The 19,089-nt window shown below is 60.8% G+C and carries 13 protein-coding genes; 5 read left to right on the top strand and 8 right to left on the bottom strand.

Features of this window, described 5'->3' with window-relative positions; all coding sequences use genetic code 11:
- Positions 1-88 precede the first annotated feature (88 nt).
- The 7 genes from RX329_RS17095 to RX329_RS17065 all read right to left on the bottom strand — a co-directional run bounded on the left by RX329_RS17095 (position 89) and on the right by RX329_RS17065 (position 11,392).
- Complete coding sequence (locus RX329_RS17095) at positions 89-523, bottom strand: DUF2721 domain-containing protein (protein ID WP_085383363.1); 435 nt, start codon at positions 521-523, stop codon at positions 89-91.
- A gap of 476 nt (positions 524-999) precedes the next feature.
- Positions 1,000-3,477: a tetratricopeptide repeat protein gene (locus RX329_RS17090; protein WP_244561139.1), complete on the bottom strand. Its 2,478-nt coding sequence runs from the start codon at positions 3,475-3,477 to the stop codon at positions 1,000-1,002.
- Between the two features lie 188 nt (positions 3,478-3,665).
- Positions 3,666-5,276: an arylsulfatase gene (locus RX329_RS17085; protein WP_085383357.1), complete on the bottom strand. Its 1,611-nt coding sequence runs from the start codon at positions 5,274-5,276 to the stop codon at positions 3,666-3,668.
- 86 nt (positions 5,277-5,362) lie between these two features.
- Entirely contained in the window at positions 5,363-7,822 is a 2,460-nt protein-coding gene (locus tag RX329_RS17080) for an arylsulfatase (protein ID WP_317246422.1), read from the bottom strand.
- 395 nt (positions 7,823-8,217) lie between these two features.
- On the bottom strand, positions 8,218-9,651 hold the full coding sequence (locus tag RX329_RS17075) for a DUF1254 domain-containing protein (protein WP_085351168.1): 1,434 nt from the start codon (positions 9,649-9,651) through the stop codon (positions 8,218-8,220).
- Positions 9,652-9,782: 131 nt separating this feature from the next.
- On the bottom strand, positions 9,783-10,454 hold the full coding sequence (locus RX329_RS17070) for a hypothetical protein (RefSeq protein ID WP_410706316.1): 672 nt from the start codon (positions 10,452-10,454) through the stop codon (positions 9,783-9,785).
- A gap of 584 nt (positions 10,455-11,038) precedes the next feature.
- The gene (locus tag RX329_RS17065; RefSeq protein WP_085351167.1) at positions 11,039-11,392 is read right to left on the bottom strand and encodes a helix-turn-helix domain-containing protein; all 354 of its coding nucleotides are present in this window, start codon (positions 11,390-11,392) and stop codon (positions 11,039-11,041) included.
- 260 nt (positions 11,393-11,652) lie between these two features.
- Between RX329_RS17065 and RX329_RS17060 the strand changes: the two genes are divergently transcribed.
- The 4 genes from RX329_RS17060 (at position 11,653) to RX329_RS17040 (ending at position 17,334) form a co-directional block, all read left to right on the top strand.
- A complete protein-coding gene (locus RX329_RS17060; protein ID WP_085351166.1) occupies positions 11,653-12,654 on the top strand; it encodes a helix-turn-helix transcriptional regulator in 1,002 nt (333 codons plus the stop codon).
- A gap of 1,949 nt (positions 12,655-14,603) precedes the next feature.
- The gene (locus RX329_RS17050) at positions 14,604-14,975 is read left to right on the top strand and encodes an HAD hydrolase-like protein (protein WP_244561274.1); all 372 of its coding nucleotides are present in this window, start codon (positions 14,604-14,606) and stop codon (positions 14,973-14,975) included.
- Positions 14,976-15,301: 326 nt separating this feature from the next.
- Positions 15,302-16,000 (top strand): GrlR family regulatory protein, encoded by a 699-nt coding sequence (locus RX329_RS17045; protein WP_085384959.1) that lies wholly within the window; start codon positions 15,302-15,304, stop codon positions 15,998-16,000.
- A gap of 323 nt (positions 16,001-16,323) precedes the next feature.
- On the top strand, positions 16,324-17,334 hold the full coding sequence (locus tag RX329_RS17040; RefSeq protein WP_085384960.1) for a hypothetical protein: 1,011 nt from the start codon (positions 16,324-16,326) through the stop codon (positions 17,332-17,334).
- A 40-nt stretch (positions 17,335-17,374) separates the two neighbouring features.
- Here the strand turns inward: RX329_RS17040 and RX329_RS17035 are convergent, their stop codons facing one another.
- The gene (locus RX329_RS17035) at positions 17,375-17,638 is read right to left on the bottom strand and encodes a hypothetical protein (protein ID WP_085357472.1); all 264 of its coding nucleotides are present in this window, start codon (positions 17,636-17,638) and stop codon (positions 17,375-17,377) included.
- 329 nt (positions 17,639-17,967) lie between these two features.
- On the opposite strand from RX329_RS17035, the gene RX329_RS17030 reads away from it, so the two are divergent.
- Positions 17,968-18,960: a recombinase family protein gene (locus tag RX329_RS17030; protein ID WP_198957607.1), complete on the top strand. Its 993-nt coding sequence runs from the start codon at positions 17,968-17,970 to the stop codon at positions 18,958-18,960.
- Positions 18,961-19,089: the final 129 nt, after the last annotated feature.

Below are 19,089 nucleotides of genomic sequence, written 5' to 3'. Positions count from 1 at the left end.
CCTTGGTAGCAACACAGCAAGCTTCGGTTCAGCCATCATCCGCGGCCAGCACGCGGCGGCGACCCGGCAGCTACGTGAATGCATCGGCTCACCCATGGTGATCATACTCACTGAGTGCAATCCTCACCTCCCGGGCGAAGTCAACGAGCGACGTCGTGAAAGCACCGAGGGAAACAATGAAGAGGACGGCAACCCCGTGCTCATGTCGAAGATGAAAGAACGCCGTCACGAACGCAACGACAATGAGGATGCTGATCAAGATACTCCCGACAACCGCCCAGAAGACTGCCCGATTCAGCATGGTTGCACGTCGAACCAGACGCGGAAGATCGGCCTTGAGCCGGCTCCTTGCCGCATCGTTGTCCGGGATCCCGTTCAGGAAAATCGTTCGATCGATGATTCTGTTTAAACGGGATATCAGCACGGCGATGAACGCGGCAAGCGCGCCGAGCAGAAACGCGGGCGCCGCTGCCTGCGAAATAACCTGCGAGAGTTGGGTGACGGTTGGGGTATCCGTCAGCATGGACAGGCGCGGACCTCTGCGACCGTGCCGGAGGCCACAAAAAGAAAAATCGGCTTGTTCGATGAGCTTCCAGCCGCGGCCCGCATGGTGGTCTCCCCTGTGCAATCATCATCCGCAGAAATGACGCGCGATTGACGCTCCGGCTCGTAAAGCTACTTGCAGATACGATCACGCGCTCGCGTGCGTTCAGTGAGGATCAAACCCACTCCGCATCATTGCGTACAGAATGATCCCTCCACGCAGCGTCGTCTTGCCATTTCGCGCCAATCTTTCCGAGGTGATCGGAGGGAGGAGAACGGTGTTCCCTGCCGCTCCGCGGCGTATCTTCATCCAGAGCAGGAAGCTGCGGCGCGGCTCGCACCCGCCAAACCCTAGCTCATTCCCATCTCGGCGCTTGCGTATCCTATATACCTCGAGAATAGGCTGGTCGCCATGGCTGCTTTCCTCATCCAATTGGTGTTCAAGGCCACCGGCACTTATTGTGCGCTGGGTTTGTTGAGTTGACGGCGAAGGGCGTCCACAAGAGCGGCTGCGCCTCGATCGTTCGACGTGATCCGCGACAGCCGTTCGGCGTAGTCGAGCGCTTCCGCGACGTTGCCGGCATCGCGGCTGAAGGTCGCAAGTGCAAGCAGAATGTCGCGATCGTCGGGATGCCGGGCCAGGTTCTTCTTCAGAACCTCAATCGATTCATCGACGCGGCCTGACGAATGCAGCGCCACGGCGTAGACATAGGCGTAGTGCGACTGGTCAGGTTCAAGCTCGGTCGCTGTGCGGAATTCGTCGAGGGCGTCGTCCCGCCGCTTCTGCCGAATAAGAGTGAGGCCGAGCGCATGGCGTAACCCGGCGTCCTGGCGTGAAGAGGAGATGGCTGTTCTGAGGATGCCCTCTCCGTCGCCATCCCGGCCAAGCTGCCGATACAGGTCCGCCAGGTTGATCGCGGCAGGCGCATATTGGGGACTGAGCCGCAGGGCTGCTTTGTATTCGCTCTCTGCATCCGCTGTGAGCCTGCGCCGCGCATAGAAGCTTCCGAGGGCCGAGCGGGCTTCGGGCCGGTCCGCGTTGAGGCGCTGCGCCGCAACGAACTCGGCCTCGGCCTGTGCAAATGCGGCGCGGTCAGAGGCGGGCCGGTCGGCAGGAGGCACGGCGGCCAACACCGACACCGCTCGAATACGAACGCCGCCGCTCGGATCAGTGAGGAGAGGCGAGACAAGGGGCCAGATGCGCTCGCCTGGCACGCCTTCAAGCATGTCAAGCGCCCCGACCCGCACCATTGGATCGGGATCAACCAAACCCTTCCGGGCGAGCTCGATGTTCGTGGGCGAGACCCGCGAACGAAGTTCGCCAAGAGCGCTTGCACGCGCGATTGCCGGCGCTGTCGGCTCGCCCGCTACCGCAGCCAGCAGCAGGGCCGCGTCGGTTCGGTCGGTCCAGGAAGCCTGGAATGCCTCGGCGTAGTTCTGGAAACCTTTTCGCAACGGCCCGTGCCAGCGCTCGATCGCGTCGGCCGCCCATTGTGCGGATTTGTCGGCGTGACAAGTGTTGCAGGCATTGGGGGTGCCAAGCTTTGCGGAAAGATCAGGCCTCGGAATTCGAAGGCTGTGATCGTGCCGTTTGTCGACTCCCATGTAGGTGCTGACAGGCATATGGCACGACGCGCAGGTGACCGCCGGCGTCACGCCTTCGTGGCGATTGTGTGAGGCAACTTCATACTTGTCGGAGGCATGGCATTGCACGCACACGCCGTCCCCTGGGGTGCGGAGCCTGGCGGCGTGAGGTTCGTGGCAATCGCTGCAGGTGACGCCGGCCGCGAACATCTTGCTCTGCTTGAACGGACCGTAATTGTAGACCTCGTCGTGCATCTGCCCGTCCGCATGATACAGGCCGGGAGCAAGGGGGGTGATGGTATGTGTGTCGGACAAGGGGTGTCCGGGCACCCAGTCCTCAGAAAACGCGCCGCGTCGTGCATGGCAAAGCCCGCAAGTCTCAACTTCCCTGCGTGTGATCGCAGGAGCGACGCTGCGCTGCGGATTGCCGGTCTTCGGATCGGAGTTCCAAGTGACGCCGTCGCGCTCGTTCAAGAAAACAGCCAACCCTTTGAGTGGATCATCATCTTTGCCAAACCAGCTCCGCTGGCTGCGGGCCCAATTGACGTGGCGGGAGCCTTTGCCGTGGCATGCCTCGCAGCCGACGCTGATTTCCCTCCAGGTGGTAGCAAAGCGATCGGTTGCCGCGTCGTAGTTCTTCCGCACGCCGGTTGAATGACACTCCGCGCACATGAAATTCCAGTTTTGATTGAGCTTGGTCCAGTGCAGTACATCGTCGTGCTTGATCTCCTCATCAGGATAGAGATGAAACCAGCGTTGACCGCCCTGGCCCTTCGGTCGGCTGTCCCAGGCGATTGAAAGCGCCTGTACGCGGCCATCCGGGAATTCGATCAGATATTGCTGGAGCGGATCAATGCCGAAGGTGTACTTGACTTCGAAGGTCGTGAGCTTGCCGTCGGGACCGTCGGTCTCGACGAAGAGTTTGCTATCCTTCTTGAAGAAGCGCGAATGGACGCCGAAATAGTCGAAACTGGCATCATCGAAATTGCCGAGCACGGAAGCGAGAGTGGCATGCTGCATGGCATGCTTGTGCTGGGATTCTTTCCACAATGCGTTTTCGGCCTGGTGGCACCCTGCGCAGGATTCGCTGCCGACAAAGTCCAAGGCAGCGGGCGCGCCGCTGCTGCGAAGAGCGTTGGGGAGGACGAATCCGCGCTCGGTCATTGGCAGCAAGGCCAGCCCGCCGGCGAGCACGGCAACCGTCGCCAGCGCTGCTCCCATCGCCGACCTCCACCAGCGGCGGGCACCGTCGCTTTGGATCTCCGTCGAGATCTCGGCCGGGCTCGATCCGGACCGGCGCTTTGAAAGCCTGCGGTTTTGACCGGCTTTGATCTTTTTGCGCGCCACCATTCGTTACCCGCTATACGGCTGGTATGTGGCTGGGGGGCGAACTCTCATAACCATCGTTTTCCGAACGATCGCTTGCCTGCGCGCGAGCCTCCCGGACGCCCGCGCGCGTGGTTCCGATGATGCCTCAGACGAGAGAGGTTGGGGTGCAGACGACCCCGTCATCGCCAGGATAGCTGATTACTCCTGTGTTATTTCCCAGCGCCCCGCGATCCTTGCTCCAGTGCCGCCAGTGCCTTGTCCACGCCAAAGTTCGAGGGAGGCGCGCTCGGCGGGTATTCCTTGAACGACTCCAGGAATTGGCCGACGATGATGGTCGCGGGGAGGAAGGTCCACATCTTCTCCCCCCACCACTTGCCGTACGCCATCGACTGCGACTGGTAGCGCTCCCACGGATCCTGTCGCAGATTAGTGACGAGAGGCGCGTTCGTACTTGCCTCATGGCCGTTGAAGAGATTGCCTTCGACCGTCTTGAAGCTGACCTTCCAATCGTTATAGCGCAGGGCGTTGAGTTCGCCGCTGTCGGTAAAATAGAAGACCTCGCGCCTTGGCGCTGTCGCGACATCCCCCTTGAAGTACGGCAGGAAATTGTATCCATCGAGGTGATTCTTGAAGGTCTTATCACCCGCCTTCAGTCCCTTCAGCAGTTTCTCCTTCGCGTCCGGAGCACCGGCGGCGGCGAGAAGAGTCGGCATCCAGTCTTCGTGCGCCATGATCTCGTTGACTATCGTGTCCGGCTTAATGACCCCGGGCCATCGCACGAGCATCGGCACGCGAAATCCGCCCTCGAAGGTCGTGCCTTTCTCGCCTCTGAATGGATGGTTGCCACCGTCGGGCCAGGTGAATATCTCCGCTCCGTTATCGCTGGTGAAGATCACGATGGTGTTGTCCGCGATATTCAGCTCGTCGAGCTTCTTGAGGAGTTCGCCGACCTCCCAGTCGAGCTCCATCATGCCGTCAGCGAAAAGGCCATAACCGCTTTTTCCGTTCCATTTGTCCGCAAGATGCGTCCACACGTGCATGCGCGTGCTGTTGTGCCACAGGAAGAACGGCTTGCCGCTTTTCACAGAGCGGTCCATGAAATCGGTCGAGCGGCGCACCAGCTCGGGCTCCACGGTTTCCATGCTGACCTTGGCCGCGGGGTCCATCCCGGGATGCGGCGGCAGCGGTCCGCCGTCCACGATGGTCTGCTTCCCGGCCGGGCCCCAGCGCGGATCGATGGTGGGATCGTCGTTGTCCGTCGCCTTGCTCTCCACGATGTTGCGCGGCCCGAATTTCGCTCGGAACGATGGGTCCTTGGGATAGTCGTTCTCATATGGCTCCTCCATCGCGTTCAGATGGTAAAGGATCCCGTAGAATTCGTCGAAGCCGTGCACCGTCGGCAGGAATTCGTTGCGATCGCCGAGATGGTTTTTCCCGATCTGCCCGGTCGCATAGCCCAGGGGCTTCAGTAGGTCGGCGATCGTCGGATCCTTGTCCTGAAGACCCTGCTTGGAGGCCGGCAGGCCGACCTTCAGGAGGCCCGTGCGGAACGGCGTCTGGCCAGTGATGAAAGCAGCGCGGCCTGCCGTGCACGATTGTTGCGCGTAGTAGTCGGTGAAAAGCGCACCTTGCTTGGCGATGCGGTCGATATTGGGCGTCGTGCCGCCCATCATGCCGCGGTGATAGGCACCCACATTCCAGGTGCCCAGATCGTCGGTCATGATGACGAGAATATTTGGCTTGCCTGACTGGGCGTGGGCTGTGACCGTCGACAGCGCAATGACGGCGAAGGTCAACAGAATCGGCAGGATTCGCTTCATGGCATTCCCCTTCATTCACTCGTACCGGTTACGATTGATGACGGGCAGCCCTGCGATGGGCTGCCCGCCAGCTTCGCCGACGAACCCTATTGCTTGTCCCGCCTTGTTTTCTCGATCTTCTCCTTCTCTGCGACCGTTATCTCGGACGGTCCCAGTTTGACTGTCAGCTTGTTGATCCTGCCGGTAAACTTGAATGGCACCTGATAGTCCTGGTCATCGACCGACGTGCCGGTATCGAGGCCGACGTTGAAGGTCTCATCCCACATGAGCGTGATTGGCAGACTGCGCGGCATTGGATGGCTGTCCGCGACCATGCCGTCCACTTTCAGAGTCGCGGTGCCGCCCTTGCCCAGGCCGGGGCTGTCAACTTTCCAGTCGAACTGCAGCGTGTGCTTGCCCGGCGCCAGTGCCTCCTTGGCCTGCCACTTGACGCGCTCCAGGCCGACCAGATTCCAGGTGAACACGGGTCGACCCTTCAACAGGTAGAAGCCGTAGCCGGCGAAACGGCCGCCGTCGGTCATCAACATACCCTCGGCGCCGCCTTCTGGAATCTCGACCTCGACCGTGATGGTGTACGACCGATTCAGCAGGCTCGGCGCAGAGCCGGTCTCCGGGAACGGCACATTGCTCACTTCGCCCGAATAGGTGAACAGAGTCCGCCCTGGCGTATAGCTCGGCTTCGGCGAGATAAACCTCTCGAGGCGTGTGTCCGCGAGCGGGAAGACCTGGTACTTCGCCGCTTCCATCGCGAACAGTTGCTGCATGGCCCGGAGCTTCTCCGGCATCTTGGCGGCGAGGTTGTTGGACTGTGTCCAGTCCTCGCTGATGTTGTAGAGTTCCCACGGGAAGCCGTTCATGACATCCGCGGGCGGCTTGTCGAGGGTGAAGACCCAGGGCGCGTGGACGGGAGGTGCCGAGGCGATCCATCCATCGTGATAGATCGCACGCGAACCAAACATTTCGAAATACTGCGTCGTCCGCTGGCCCGCCGCGTTCGCGTCCGCCTTGTCCCAGGTGTAGGCCATGCTCACGCCTTCAATCGGCTTCTGCGCGATTCCGTTGACGTTTACCGGCTGGGGGAGGCCGGCCGCTTCGAGGATCGTCGGTACGACGTCGATCACATGGTGGAACTGGTTGCGGATGCCGCCGGCGTCCTTGATCCGCGCGGGCCAGGCTATCGCCATGCCGTTGCGGGTGCCGCCGAAATGAGAGGCCACCTCCTTGGTCCACTGATACGGCGTGTCCCAGGCCCATGCCCAGCCCACCGCGTAGTGTGGGTAGGTCTGGTCCGAGCCCCAGGCGTCGTAGAACTTCATATTCATTTCGACCGTCGGGTTCACGGCATTCGCGACGGCGAATTCGTTGAACAGGCCGTGCACGGTGCCTTCGGGGCTAGAGCCGTTGTCGCCGCTGATGTAGATGACGAGCGTATTGTCAAGCTTGCCGGCGTCCGCAATCGCCTGAATCACGCGGCCGATCTCGTTGTCCGTATAGGCGAGATACGCCGCATAGACGTCGGCCTGCCGGATGTAGAGCTTCTTCGCCTCGGGCGAAAGCGTGTCCCATTGTGGAAGGTCTTTCGGCCAGGCGGTGAGCTGGGCGCTCTGCGGAATCACGCCGAGCTTCTTCTGGTTGGCGAAGATGGTTTCACGCAGCTTGTTCCAGCCCTCGTCGAACAGCTTCATGTTGCTGATCTTGTCCACCCACTCTTTTGTGGGATGGTGCGGCGAGTGCGTGCCGCCGGGCGCGTAGTAGATCATGAAGGGCCGGTCGGGCTGAACCTCATTCAGCATCTTGATGCGCCCGATCGCCTCGTCAGCCATGGCGGTGATCAGATTCCAGCCGGGATTGCCAAGGAAGGGCTGGATCGGTGTGGTGTTGCGGAACAGGTTGTTCGGCTGCCACTGGCTGGTGTCGTCGCCGGCGAAACCATAATAGTAGTCGAAGCCTTTGATGGCCCCGGTTGGCCAGTTGTGGAAGGGGCCGGCCTGGCTTCCCTCCCACTGCGGTATGTTGTGATCCTTGCCGTACCACGAGGTGTCGTAGCCGTTCTGCCGCAGAATCTCGCCGATGGCGACCGCGTCGCGCGGGATGACGCTGTTGTAGCCGGGGTAGCCCGTCGCCTGGTCGACGACGACACCCGTGGACACCGAGTGATGATTGCGGCCGGTAAGGAGCGCGGCCCGCGTCGGCGAGCAGAGCGCCGTGGTGTGGAAGGCCGTGTAGCGCAGACCCGTTTGGGCGATGCGGTCCAGGGCCGGAGTCGGGATCACGCCGCCGAAAGTGGACGGCGCGGAAAAGCCGACGTCGTCGGTCATGATCAACAAGACGTTCGGCGCGCCCTTGGGCGGCACGGTAATCGCTGGCCAATAAGGCTTCGAGTCTACGGCGTTGGGATTGATCTCGCCCCGGAAGGGCGGCGGCGGGTTCGGGAGATACCTGCCGTCGATGGTGCTCGTCGCGCCAGCCGAACCCGGCGTGCCGGTGACTTGTTGGGCCATGGCTGGCGCACCCAGGATGGCCGCCACGGCGAGCGCCGAGATCATGGATACGATTGATCGTGTGCTCAGAGCCCGCCGCGCTCCGGCAGTAACTGCAGCCAGTGCGACGGACCAAAACAGTTCGCGTTTCGCCAGCATTTGCAAGTCTCCCTGCGTGTTCGAAGGTTTAGATCAGTGCGTTCTTTCGCAGTGTTGCGACGTTTCAAGGCGGATAAGGATAGTCGCCGCACGCCGTCGCCCGTACGGGTAATAGGATGCAGCCAGATGCGGCGACGCCCACGGCGCCGGCATACATCGCGCCGCAGAACGCAGAACGACGTGCAACCGGGCGAACGACATCGGCGTAACGGCCACCCGACGATGTCGATGAAGAGAGCAGCCCCGCCCTCGGCGCCCGCAACTTTCGCCGCTTGACATCACTCCTCCCATTCCGCGGATCCTCACGCGACCTGCTTGATACCGGGCGGCTGCCATGTCCCTTTGCCCGGTGGCAAGATCGAAGGCGGCGTGGGCTTCGGCCAATACAGGCGCATCACGAGATAGATTTTGTCATCCGGCGCCGGCAGCCAATTTGCTTCCTTGTCCGCACCGGGACTGTCCTTTTGGATGTACAGCGTCACCGAGCCGTCTGCGTCCTTCTTCATCGCCGGTAACATTGGAGAGTTGATGAGGTAGCGCTTGATCGGATTCTTGACCAGGAGCTGGCTCTTGCCGTCGTACATCGTCACGGACCAAAACGCGTTCACCGGCGGCAACTCGCCGGGTGCAAAGGTGATGGTGTACTTGTGCTTGCTGCCATCGAGCGGCTCACCGGTCACGTCCGTTCGGGTATAGGGGTACATCGCTTCGACGGCATCATTGCCCAAGAGACCCCCTTTGGCAGACCCGGCCCGCATCACCCAATCGCCGTTGTAGAACGCCTCATCGCCGAAGAACGAACCGACGTTCCAGCCGTTGATGTTTTTATTTCCACCAGCCAGCCATTTGTCGACCTTGTCGTCACCCTGCTTCATACCGACCAGGATTTCGGCTTTATGTTCGAGCGAGAGTTTCTTGAATGCGAAGGTCTTCCCGGGACCGATGCCAATCTTCGCAAGTTTCGCGCGAATTGCTTGGTCCCTCGGCGTCTCAGGGACGAACTGCAGGGCCGCGTCAAGATATTGGAAGAAGTTATCCTTGATCCCCGCAGTGGTGGCAGGAAGGAATTCGATCGTCGGCGCGGCGGGCGGGGCTGGACGCTTAAGGAAGCCAGAAAGCGGCTGTGCTTTGTAGCCGGACTGAATTTTCTCGACGTTCGGCATGTCACCCGGGTCGAAGAGCTGAGTGCGTATAAGCGCGAGCGGGAACGGCGTTGTCGATCCGAAGACCTTCTTGATGCCGCTAGGCGTTTCTCCCTTCCAGTCGGAGCCAACCACCAGGTAGTCGCCCGGCTCGGTCCCCGTGGCGCGGGTGCCGATGTAGCCAAAATTGTAGGTGTTGCCGTCGATAAGCTGGACCGCGTAGTAGCGGTCTTTTGCGATCATCGGCACCGAGATAACCATTGGTTCAGCACGTAAATCCAGCCAGAGCAACGAGTAAGGGGTGTCGCTGTTCGGCGTGATGACGGCGGTATCCTCCGGGGTAGAGACGTGGTGCTGGTTGTTGATTTCGTTGAACGGTGCCTTGAACTGTCCGGAGTTCTTGTCCACGGCAAATTCTTGCATGACCGCATAAAACATCACGAGCGGTAAGCCGTAGATGAAGCCTTCTTCGGCGATGTCCTTGGCCTCGATGATGCCAGGGTAGTTCTGCGCCATCAGGAGACTTGGCCTGGCAATCGCGGCGCCAGCTGCAATCGCCGCGGCGGAGCGAAGTAGATCTCGCTTCGTCAACATTCGCGATATTCCTTTGTTGTTCGATCGAGTTCTGAGAATCCACTGCAGCTTCATGGTTGATCAAGCCCTACAGCGACGAACCTGCAAATGCCCACTCATGTCGCAGAGTATTTCGAGCTTTCGCGGACCTCTCAGTAGCAAGGCGGATAGGGATAGTAGCCGCAGGCCGGGCGAGCGTAGGCATACGGGGCGTAAGTGGCGCCATACGCGGCCGCTCCTACAGCGCCGGCATACATCGCGCCGCGAAACGCGGAGCGACGTGCAACGCCGGCAAACGACATCGGCGTAAACGGCCGCCCAATGATGTCGATGAAGACGGCAGCGCCGCCGTCGGCGCTTGCAAGATCGCCCTCAAGGATCTGAACATTGAAAGTGAGTTTGTCGCCCTCGAGCTTCGGTGTCTTCAGCACCACGACGGCATCCTTCACCAAGCCATCCTTGCCGAGGGCGGACACGGTGGCGTTCGGCGGATTCTTGGCAAAGCTGTCGTCGCCCGATCCCCATTCCGCGATCACATCGACGGTGGGCTGGTGGCCGGCGGAGCGCACCGGACGGTCGGCAAAGATGATCGAGCTGGGCGAGACGCCGGTTAAGACGAGTGTGTCGCCTTGCAACGTCGCGCCGCGTGAATTGAGCACGAACAGCGACGGCACGATCTCCGGTTTGGCTGCGGTGGATGGCGCGCCGATTGTCTTCATCGAAGGTGGCGCGGCCGCCTGCTGTGCGAGCGCCGCTTCGGCACCGAACAACGGCGTGGTCACGACAAGCATTGCGAAGATCTGGCTCAATCTGCTGGTACGCATGACATTTATCCCTGACACGGAACGATTTATTGAAAGGTTCGACTAGCGAGAGATCGGGCGCATGAAAAAGGACGTGCGACGTCGGCTGCAGTTAACGCCGCATGGCGTCCGCAGAATCAAAAAACAGGCGCTGGAATTATAGGTGTAGGCTTGCAGTCAAAAGGTTGACTTCGAAGGGGTGATGCTTCGGCTACCTCCACGAGTATCTTGTTAGCACAAAACTCGAACTCCGACCAAGGTTTTGTTCTAGTCGCACCGCTTTGAAGACACTCTAACGAAAATTTTAGCACATCCGACCGACGTGCGGCGCTTCCAAATGCCGCATCATGCTTGCCTCGTGCAGTATCTGCTGCGTAGATGACGGACGATTGACATGCACCGAACTTTGAAACTGCCTGGCGTTCTCGCTGCCTTCCGATCGCATTACGCGCTCCCGCGTTAGTTCATTGACGAGGATCAAACTCGTCATCGGCGCCTACACAATGATCCGTCGACGCAGTGGCGTCTTGCCATTTCGCGCCAATCACGCGACTCAGCTAATCACTTCGAGAGAGGCGCTTGCCAGCCGGCTTGGCAGTAGGACGCTATTCCGTGCCGCTCCGCTGGGCCGACTGCTGGCGTCGATAGGCAACCGGCTGAATCTTCATCCAGCGCACGAAACTGCGGCTGAAGCTGCTGGCACCTGCAAAACCCAAACGCGCAGCGATATCGGCGATGCGTTCGTCGGATTCCACCAGCAGATGGCACGCGGTGTCGAGCCGGACTTCCGCCACGAGTTCAGCGTAGTTCGTGCCCATTTCGGCGAGGCGGCGCTGAAGCGAGCGAGTGCTGATGCCGAGCCGGCGCGCCGTGTGCGGCAGCGTCGAACCGCTTTCGCGCAGCGAAGCGGCGATGGCCCCCCGAACGGCGTATCGGGACGGCGTCCAGACTCGTTTCATGACGTGGCGCTGCGCCTCGGCTCTGCCGGCGGATTCATGAATGTGTACGGGAAAAGCGTCGTGCCGTATGGCCATCGCGCGCCAAACGTCGACTTCGTCGGCCCTCACTATGACGTTGCACTGGACTGTATGCCGCGGTGCAGCGCGAGAAAGTTGATCTTACGCTCATTCTAAAGTAGCATCACGAAGCCGGCGCGCGGCTGCATCACCTTGGGAGGGCCGGGACAGCGGGAAACCGTGAACGTCCCGGCAGCACGACCATGAAGGCCATCGTACTGGCGCGCTGCGCCCTGCTTGCACCTTTCGTTGATGTCTTGAACGATACCGGCGCCCCGACTGAACGGATGCTGGCCAGGTTCGGCCTGCCTATTCATCCGGAGCAGAAGCCTAATGACTATTTCCCGCTCATCCCTGCGCTCCAGTTCGTAACCGCAGCACAGGCATCACACGGCCTCGCGGATTTTGGGTTTCGTGCCGTGCAACGACTGCAGTTTGGCCATCTCAGCGAACAGCTCCAAGCGTCAATTCGCCAAGCGCCGACATTGCTCGCTGCGTTGAAGCAATGGTGCCGGCTTGTCCAGTTCGAAGACACCTTCGTCCGTTACTGGCTGGAACGTCATAATGACCATTTGAGGGTTTGCAGCACGAACTCCGGAACGGACGGAGTGCTGCATCTCGAGCACTCGCAATGGGTCCAGAACGTCATGGCGGTCTACTGTGTTCGCCAATTCGCAGGGCCGCACTGGACGCCCGCGACTATCTCCTTTGGAGCCCGTTACATGCCGGGCGTGGAGACTCAAGCCCGGTGGCCTTACACCCGCTTTCTTTCCGGTCAGAAAGCCTCTTGGATCGATGTGCCCATTTCGCTGCTGCGCACCCCTCACCCGGCGAACGCCGCGAATTCAGGCTCATCGCAGCGCGAATTTGAGCCGATCAGCACCGATATCGTGACGGCGCTCAAGCTGATGCTTCCGTCCTACCTCGATGAGCGCGTTCCCGGCATCGCAGAAATGGCGGAAATCACCGGGACAAGCGTGAGAAGCCTACAGCGCGAACTTGCACGCGCGGGCCTGACATATTCGCGCTTGCTCGATCAGGTCCGGTTCGAGAAAGGCGCCGAGCTGCTGCGGAAGACGGACGCCAGGATCATCGATGTAGCCTTTGCCGCCGGTTACACGGACCCAGCTCACTTTGCCCGAGCCTTCCGCCGCATGGCCGGCGTGACGCCACGCGAGTTTCGGGAAAATGCCGGGAAAGCCTAGCGATGTAACTTGCGCAGGAGTGTCGATCGCCGTCTCAAGCTCTCAGTGAGTTCTTCTCGTTTTACTGTGAAAACATCAAGATTGGAGGCGACAATGCCTATTTCGATTTCAATGATCGTCGTGAGTTCGCAATTGGTTGTTGCGGTGGCCGACCAGGTGCCAAGGTTCGATATCGCTCGTAACTGCAAGCTAGACATTGCTGCCACGGCAGGGCTAACCGTCCGAGAGTCGACAAAGAGCTGCATCAGCGACGAACAGCAGGCTCGTCAGACGCTTGCAAGCCAATGGTCAAAATTCCCGACGCCAAGCCGAGCAAGCTGCACGGCCAACGAAAGTGTCGGCGGCACGCCTAGCTACGTCAGTCTCTTGACGTGCCTTCAGCTCGGCCAATGGGCTCGATAGCGCTGCTCGAATGCACCCGGCGGAGTACAACGCCGCCGAGGCGCACCCAAGCAATCGGCTGGATGGCTCGATGATAGTTGGAATGCGATGACGAGCCTCGCAGTCAATCAGTGGCCTCGGTGACTGAGGATAACGATCATCCGGATCGTGAGTGCGGTCATCATTGGCGTGGGTTGCTATACGTATCGCTATTTCGCAAAGCCGGTTTTCGTTACGGTGGCGGCCGGATCGGGCGACGGCGGCCACTCTAGTACAATGGCAATCAGCAGAGCTTTTTCGACAAGTACGATGACAAAGTTTATTACGCATCGCTGCGGCTCGGATCGTTGATCTCGGTTGTCATTGCGGCATGGCGCTTTACCGGTTAGGGGTCGGGTCGCAAAACTTGGGCGAGCCGCTCCACGAACTCGGCCGGGAATCAAGAGTGCCAGCAGTGAGCCCCTCGAAGAAATCGAAAATGAGAATTGAGAATATGCTGAAAGCAGCACTCTCCAGGAACGCCGGGGGAGAGGGTGCGATGCCGGAGGCACAGAGCGGAATCAGCCGGCGGATTCGCATTTGAAGCAGCGCGACGTCGAGGGCGCGTTGCAATTGCAACTTTCGGCTTCTTGCAACCCGGACAGGCGGGAATGGAGCGCGGCATCGGGTTCGAGACGCAGGAGCCGTGCAGAGAATTTAGCTGAAGGGATTCGACGCGCTGGCTAACTCAGGAGAACTGCGAATATGATCCTGCGGAGGCTTCCGTGGCAAGCCTTTCGGCCTGTTCGGCGAGTACGGGCCCGCTGATTGCGTATCCGGGATCAGTCTAAGCCCCACTGCGAGGACAAGGGCGCACCGGGCCGGACGGACACGCTGAAGATAAAGTTCAAGGACTTCGGGATCATCACCCGCAGCGGTCTGTCTCCGTGGTGGTCTCGAGCAGAGACGACCTCGAGCGCTGTCCATCGCACTGCTTCAAAACGCGATGCCGCTTCCCAGGCTGGTCCGGCTGTTGGACGTCTCACTCTCCTCGCTGCAAGGGGAGGGCTTGGCAGAGCCGCAGTTTGGCCTGCCGATCTGATAGTCGATGGAAGCCACTAACTTCCCTAGGCAGCCGCGCGGGTTCGATGCAGCGGGAGGGCCATCAGGTGTCCTGAGATCGACCTTCGCGCCGAGACTGCTCATGTCACATTCGACGTGAATAAAGGTGATGCAATCGCGGCTGCTCTAAGCTAATTTCAGTGCTACGGCGCCACGCAAGAGTGCCACACAAAAACAGATCGCCGGACCGAAAACCTCAATAAAATCAATGAAAAGCAGGATTGTGGTCATAGTTCAATACTGTTTGGCAGAACGTGAAGCGCTGTCGTGCCGCAATCATACGGAGGAGTTGCGGTCCGTTGGCCGATGTCTACCCCGCGAGCAATCCGAGGCGTTAGACATAGCTGCCGCCGATGAACTTTTCCGCCCCGAGCTCCCCAATCTTTCCAAGGCGTACACTTGATGTGGCATGCGCGGGAAGCCGCGAGCACATTCGTCAGCTGGTCATATCTCGCGATTGCTAAGCGATGGTGAAATTCGGCCACGATGTCAGCTTCGAGCAGGCGAGAGGCCAGATTGGCAAGGGCGGCGATAAGCTCATTCCGCACTTCCTGTCCGAAGAAGCGCAGCGGGACCACGGCAACGAGATGGAGGAATGGCGCAGCAACCGCTTCAAGTCCCAGTATCTGCCGATGGTTCGCCCATTCTCGGCAGTCCCCGACCTGTTGCGGCGCGTGAAGGATGCCGGCGTCCGGATCGCCGTCGCTTCCTCCGCCAAGAAGGATGAGCTTTCCAAGTATCTCGAGATCGCGGGCATCGGCGACCTGGTCGACGTGACGACCTCGTCGGACGACGTCCAGGAATGGAAGCCGGTCCCGACATCTTCGAAGCGGTACTGAACAAGCTTGAGGTTGAGGGCCACGATGCGGTGGCGATCGGTGACACCCCTACGATGCCGAAGCGGCGAGGAAAGCGCAGATCGCGATCGTCGGCGTGCTGTGCGGCGGCTTCACCGAGAGTTCGCTGAGGCAGGCTGGATGCGTCCAGATATATCCCGGCCCGGCCGCCCTGCTTGCCTGCTTCGGGGATTCGCTCCTCGCCAGATGAATCCCATGTGCGAGGGTCATGATCAAGGCGAGCCTTAAGGCGGCGGCTTGCTCTTGCTGTGCCTTTTCGCCTACCCTCGGACCGGCTACAAATACGTAGGCGCAGCGGGGACAGGGTGTTGTTCGACGGGTTGTACAAATGCGAGTATCGCGCTGGCCCCGTGCTGAACCGTAGCGTCATGCATGTGCGCGGTGGCCGCATGCTGGGGGGAAACTCGGCTTTCGCGCACGTAGGAAGCTACGAAGAGATCGATGGCGTGATCGTCGGTCGCGTAGCCGGACGGCGCCATGCCATGAATCCCGAGGTGCGGCAGCTCTATGGTGCGGACGATGACGAGCTGATCCTGCGCGGCCGTGCGGTTGGCGATTCCTATCACTTCGACGCCTCTCCGGTCCGGCTCCCTGATCAAGTGATGCATTCCGTGATGACCAGCTTGGATGAGGAGTCATTGCCGCCGCCAGGAAAGGTCGGCAACGGCGGCATCCCAAATGGCCTTTACGGGCTGCGCATCCGCGCGCTCGATGGGATTGACGGCGGACTGACCGGTGTGATGCTGCTGGAGGACGGCCGCATGCTGGGCGGAGACGCCTTCTTCTACTATCTCGGCTCTTACTCCTCTGCAGATAACCGCTGGCGCGGTGAAATCGTCAACCAGGAACACACGGCGGCTCGCGACGCGATCTTCGGCGGGTACGAAGTGGGCATTGGCTTTTCGGGCAGCTGCGAGGCCAACGGCGCGATTTGGGAGGCGACGGCGCTCGCCGGAAAACGAAGTTTCCGGCTGGCGGCCGAGATGAAGCTCCTGCACAGGATCTGATCGAGACTTCAGTTGATGCTCGGGTGAGGCCACTGCAGCCTGAGATCAACAAAGTCAGCAACCCAGCAGAGCTTGAGTACGGATTGCTTTGGCCAAGCACAGGGTGGCTCCGAGCAGCTGCGCATAGGAACGGCCGCGGCACCGTGGGGTTGGTGCTGGTTAATTGAAAATGCGCCGATGCATTTGGACCGACGAGCGGACAGCCGGAGAACGATCTCCGCAGGATCGGTCTTGACCTCGGTTCTGGCCTGTTGGGCGGGATTGCTGATCCTCCACGCGCCCAATTGTGACGAGTTCGAGCACATCTCGCTTGGCGGCGCTCCATGATTATACAGACGGTCGAGATCATCGCAGGAATTGTCCTGGTCGTCCTCGCCCTTCGCGATGTATTCGATACGGTGGTGGTGCCCGGTGAGAGCCGAGGCGCGCTCCGCGTGGCGCGACGGCTGCTCGCCATCATGCTCCCGATTTGGAAGTGGGCCCGCCGCGGCAAGAGCGGGGTCTCCACCAGCTTTGCGCCGGCGATCCTCATGGGCTCCTTCCTGATCTGGATGGTGCTTCTGTGGCTGGGCTTCGGCCTGATCGCGCATGCGCTGGGCGATTGGTTCGCGCCGCCAGCCGATTTCCAGGAGGCACTGTTCATCGTCGGAAGCGCGTTGTGTACGGTGGGACTGAGCGGCATCGAGGCCCACGGTCCGGCCCGCTGGGCCCTCGTCTTAGCCGGCCTTTCGGGCCTTTCGGTCCTGACGATGGCCGTCACATACCTGCTCCAGGTGCAAGAAGGCATTTCCCGCCGCGATGCCGGAATACTTAAACTTACGACGGCTGCGGGTCAGCCGCCCTCGGCTCTCGGACTGCTGGAGCGTTATGCTGACCTCAACTCTCCGGAGGAGATCAGGCGCGTGCTTTACAGGGGACGGGATTGGTGCGCCACCGTCCTGCAGAGCCATGCTTCCCATCCATCGCTGATCTACTTCCGATCCGTCGGCGTGGGCTCGGGCTGGCCTGCAACGCTCGGAGCCATGATGGACCTCGCACTGATGTTCGAACTGCTGATCGAGGACCGCGAGAGCCGAGCGCCGGCGATCCTGCTCCGAAGCGAAGGATTGCGCCTCATCGACGATCTGAATGGACTGATCGGCCTTGAGGCAGAATCTGACGACACCAGTGCTGCGGCAGTTCCGCGGGTGTGCGCCCGCTTGACGGCGGCTGGCTACAAGGTGCGTTCGTCGGTTGACGCAGCGGAGTTCGCGGAGCAGCGGCGAAAGCACGCTGGCCGGGTACGCGCTGCTGCTGAGCATCTTGGCACCACGGCGGCGCCCCTGATCCCTTGATCATCGACAGCGGCGTCGGGCCGTGGGTTGTTGGTGCGCTTCAGTCGGGCGGGCATTCAGGGCAGGTATCGCCGACCGAATCCAGCACTCCGCGGACCTCGGCGACAGCCTGGTCTGGAGACAAGCCGTCTGGAGGCTCCTGCCTCGCGATGTCCAACGCGCGCTCCCGGGCGTGAGGGTCGGCCCGCTCCTTTGCCCAGCCATGCTCCTCGCATTCGTGAACGGCGCCCGCCTCCTGCAGCACGCCGAGCGCCCATCCGCGCAGTGTTCTGATCGCCGGCCGTCTTTCCTTCGTCATCAGCATTCAGATCAACTCCCGCCGGACGAATCCTTTCGCCTGCCTTCTCGTTCCGGGCGGTTAGCACGCAGCAGGGATTCGCAATCGGCAGGGCTGAGGTTTGTCTCCGTGTTCCGCGGCCCTGTGCACAATGCCAACTTCCGGTGCCGGCATGAGGCGCGCCCCGGTGCCCTGCAGGCTGCTCGGCATTGCTATCCCGACCGTGGAAGGTGTAATTGCACTCGCAGGTACCTCCGAAGTGGCAGGAGGGGTGCATGGGTAATTGGCTCGTTGTTCCCAAAGGGACAAGCTTGGCGAGGCGATCCCGGGCAGGCCGTGCTGCGCAGTACGTTCGAATGTCGAGGGAGCTCCAGCGCTACTCGATCGCGAACCAGATGGCGGCCATCGCCGCCTATGCCGAGACGAACGCGCTCACGATTGTGCGTACCTATCGCGACGAGGGCCGCAGCGGGCTTCGGATCAAGGGGCGTCCTGGTCTCATCGAGCTGATCGAAGATGTTCAGTCGGGTCGAGCCGACTTCGACCATATCTTGGTTTACGACGTCAGTCGCTGGGGCCGGTTCCAGGATGTCGACGAGAGTGCCTACTACGAATTCCTGTGCAAGCGGAGCGGCGTCCAAGTCGAATACTGCGCGGAGATCTTCAAGAACGACGGCACCTTTGTTTCCGGGATCGCGAAAAGCCTGAAGCGCGGCATGGCCGCCGAGTGGGTCCGGGAGCTCTCCGTCAAGGTGCACGCCGGACACTGCCGGGTCGCGAGCCTTGGATACCGTGTTGGCGCTCCCGTCGGGTACGGCCTGCGACGCTTGATGGTCGACGAAAGCGAGCATCCGAAGGCCGTTCTCGAAAAGGGACAATTCAAGGCTCTGCAGTCGGATCGCGTTCGGCTCCAGCACGGCTCAGCCGAAGAGGCCGCCGTGATCCGGGAAATCTTCGATCAGTTCGTCAACTGCCGGAAATCCTACAGCGACATCAGTCGCCAACTGAACGATGCGGGCATCGCCAATCACAACGGTCGGCCCTGGACCGACGGCATGATACCCACCATTCTCGGGAACGAGAACTACATCGGCAAGCCGTCTACAATCGCACCTCAAGACGCTTGGGGCAGAAGCTGGTCAAAAATCCGGATGACGCTTGGGTCCGGGGCGCTGCGGCGATCGAGCCGATCGTGGACCAAGGCATCTTCGCTCGCGCCCAGAAGCTACTGGCCGAGCGCCGCGTGGAGGTTCCGGAAGAAGAGATGCTGTTGCGCCTGCGTCTCCTCGCCCACGCATTGGACCATAACAGCCCTCAACCCAGCGATTTCGTGGGTGTTTTCGCGATAATTGGAAAGATGCGCTTCCTGTCATCGGCAGCGGTGATTGCGAGCGGCGAAAGCGTCATCCGCAGTATTGTCGAAACTTATCTCGAGCCGAACAGGGATTTGGCCGAGATCAGAGCTGGGATGGAGAAGG

Origin of the sequence: Bradyrhizobium sp. BWC-3-1 (genome assembly GCF_032917965.1) — a bacterium.
Lineage (GTDB): Bacteria > Pseudomonadota > Alphaproteobacteria > Rhizobiales > Xanthobacteraceae > Bradyrhizobium > Bradyrhizobium canariense_D.
The sequence above is the reverse complement of the archived record's forward strand: the minus strand, read 5'-3'. Positions and strand labels throughout refer to the sequence as shown.

Coding starts and splice junctions, on each gene's coding strand:
- RX329_RS17095 (WP_085383363.1), bottom strand. CDS start 523: ATGCTGACGGATACCCCAACCGTCACCCAACTCTCGCAGGTTATTTCG.
- RX329_RS17090 (WP_244561139.1), bottom strand. CDS start 3,477: ATGGTGGCGCGCAAAAAGATCAAAGCCGGTCAAAACCGCAGGCTTTCA.
- RX329_RS17085 (WP_085383357.1), bottom strand. CDS start 5,276: ATGAAGCGAATCCTGCCGATTCTGTTGACCTTCGCCGTCATTGCGCTG.
- RX329_RS17080 (WP_317246422.1), bottom strand. CDS start 7,822: ATGATCTCGGCGCTCGCCGTGGCGGCCATCCTGGGTGCGCCAGCCATG.
- RX329_RS17075 (WP_085351168.1), bottom strand. CDS start 9,651: ATGTTGACGAAGCGAGATCTACTTCGCTCCGCCGCGGCGATTGCAGCT.
- RX329_RS17070 (WP_410706316.1), bottom strand. CDS start 10,454: ATGCGTACCAGCAGATTGAGCCAGATCTTCGCAATGCTTGTCGTGACC.
- RX329_RS17065 (WP_085351167.1), bottom strand. CDS start 11,392: ATGAAACGAGTCTGGACGCCGTCCCGATACGCCGTTCGGGGGGCCATC.
- RX329_RS17060 (WP_085351166.1), top strand. CDS start 11,653: ATGAAGGCCATCGTACTGGCGCGCTGCGCCCTGCTTGCACCTTTCGTT.
- RX329_RS17050 (WP_244561274.1), top strand. CDS start 14,604: ATGGTGAAATTCGGCCACGATGTCAGCTTCGAGCAGGCGAGAGGCCAG.
- RX329_RS17040 (WP_085384960.1), top strand. CDS start 16,324: ATGATTATACAGACGGTCGAGATCATCGCAGGAATTGTCCTGGTCGTC.
- RX329_RS17035 (WP_085357472.1), bottom strand. CDS start 17,638: ATGCTGATGACGAAGGAAAGACGGCCGGCGATCAGAACACTGCGCGGA.
- RX329_RS17030 (WP_198957607.1), top strand. CDS start 17,968: ATGTCGAGGGAGCTCCAGCGCTACTCGATCGCGAACCAGATGGCGGCC.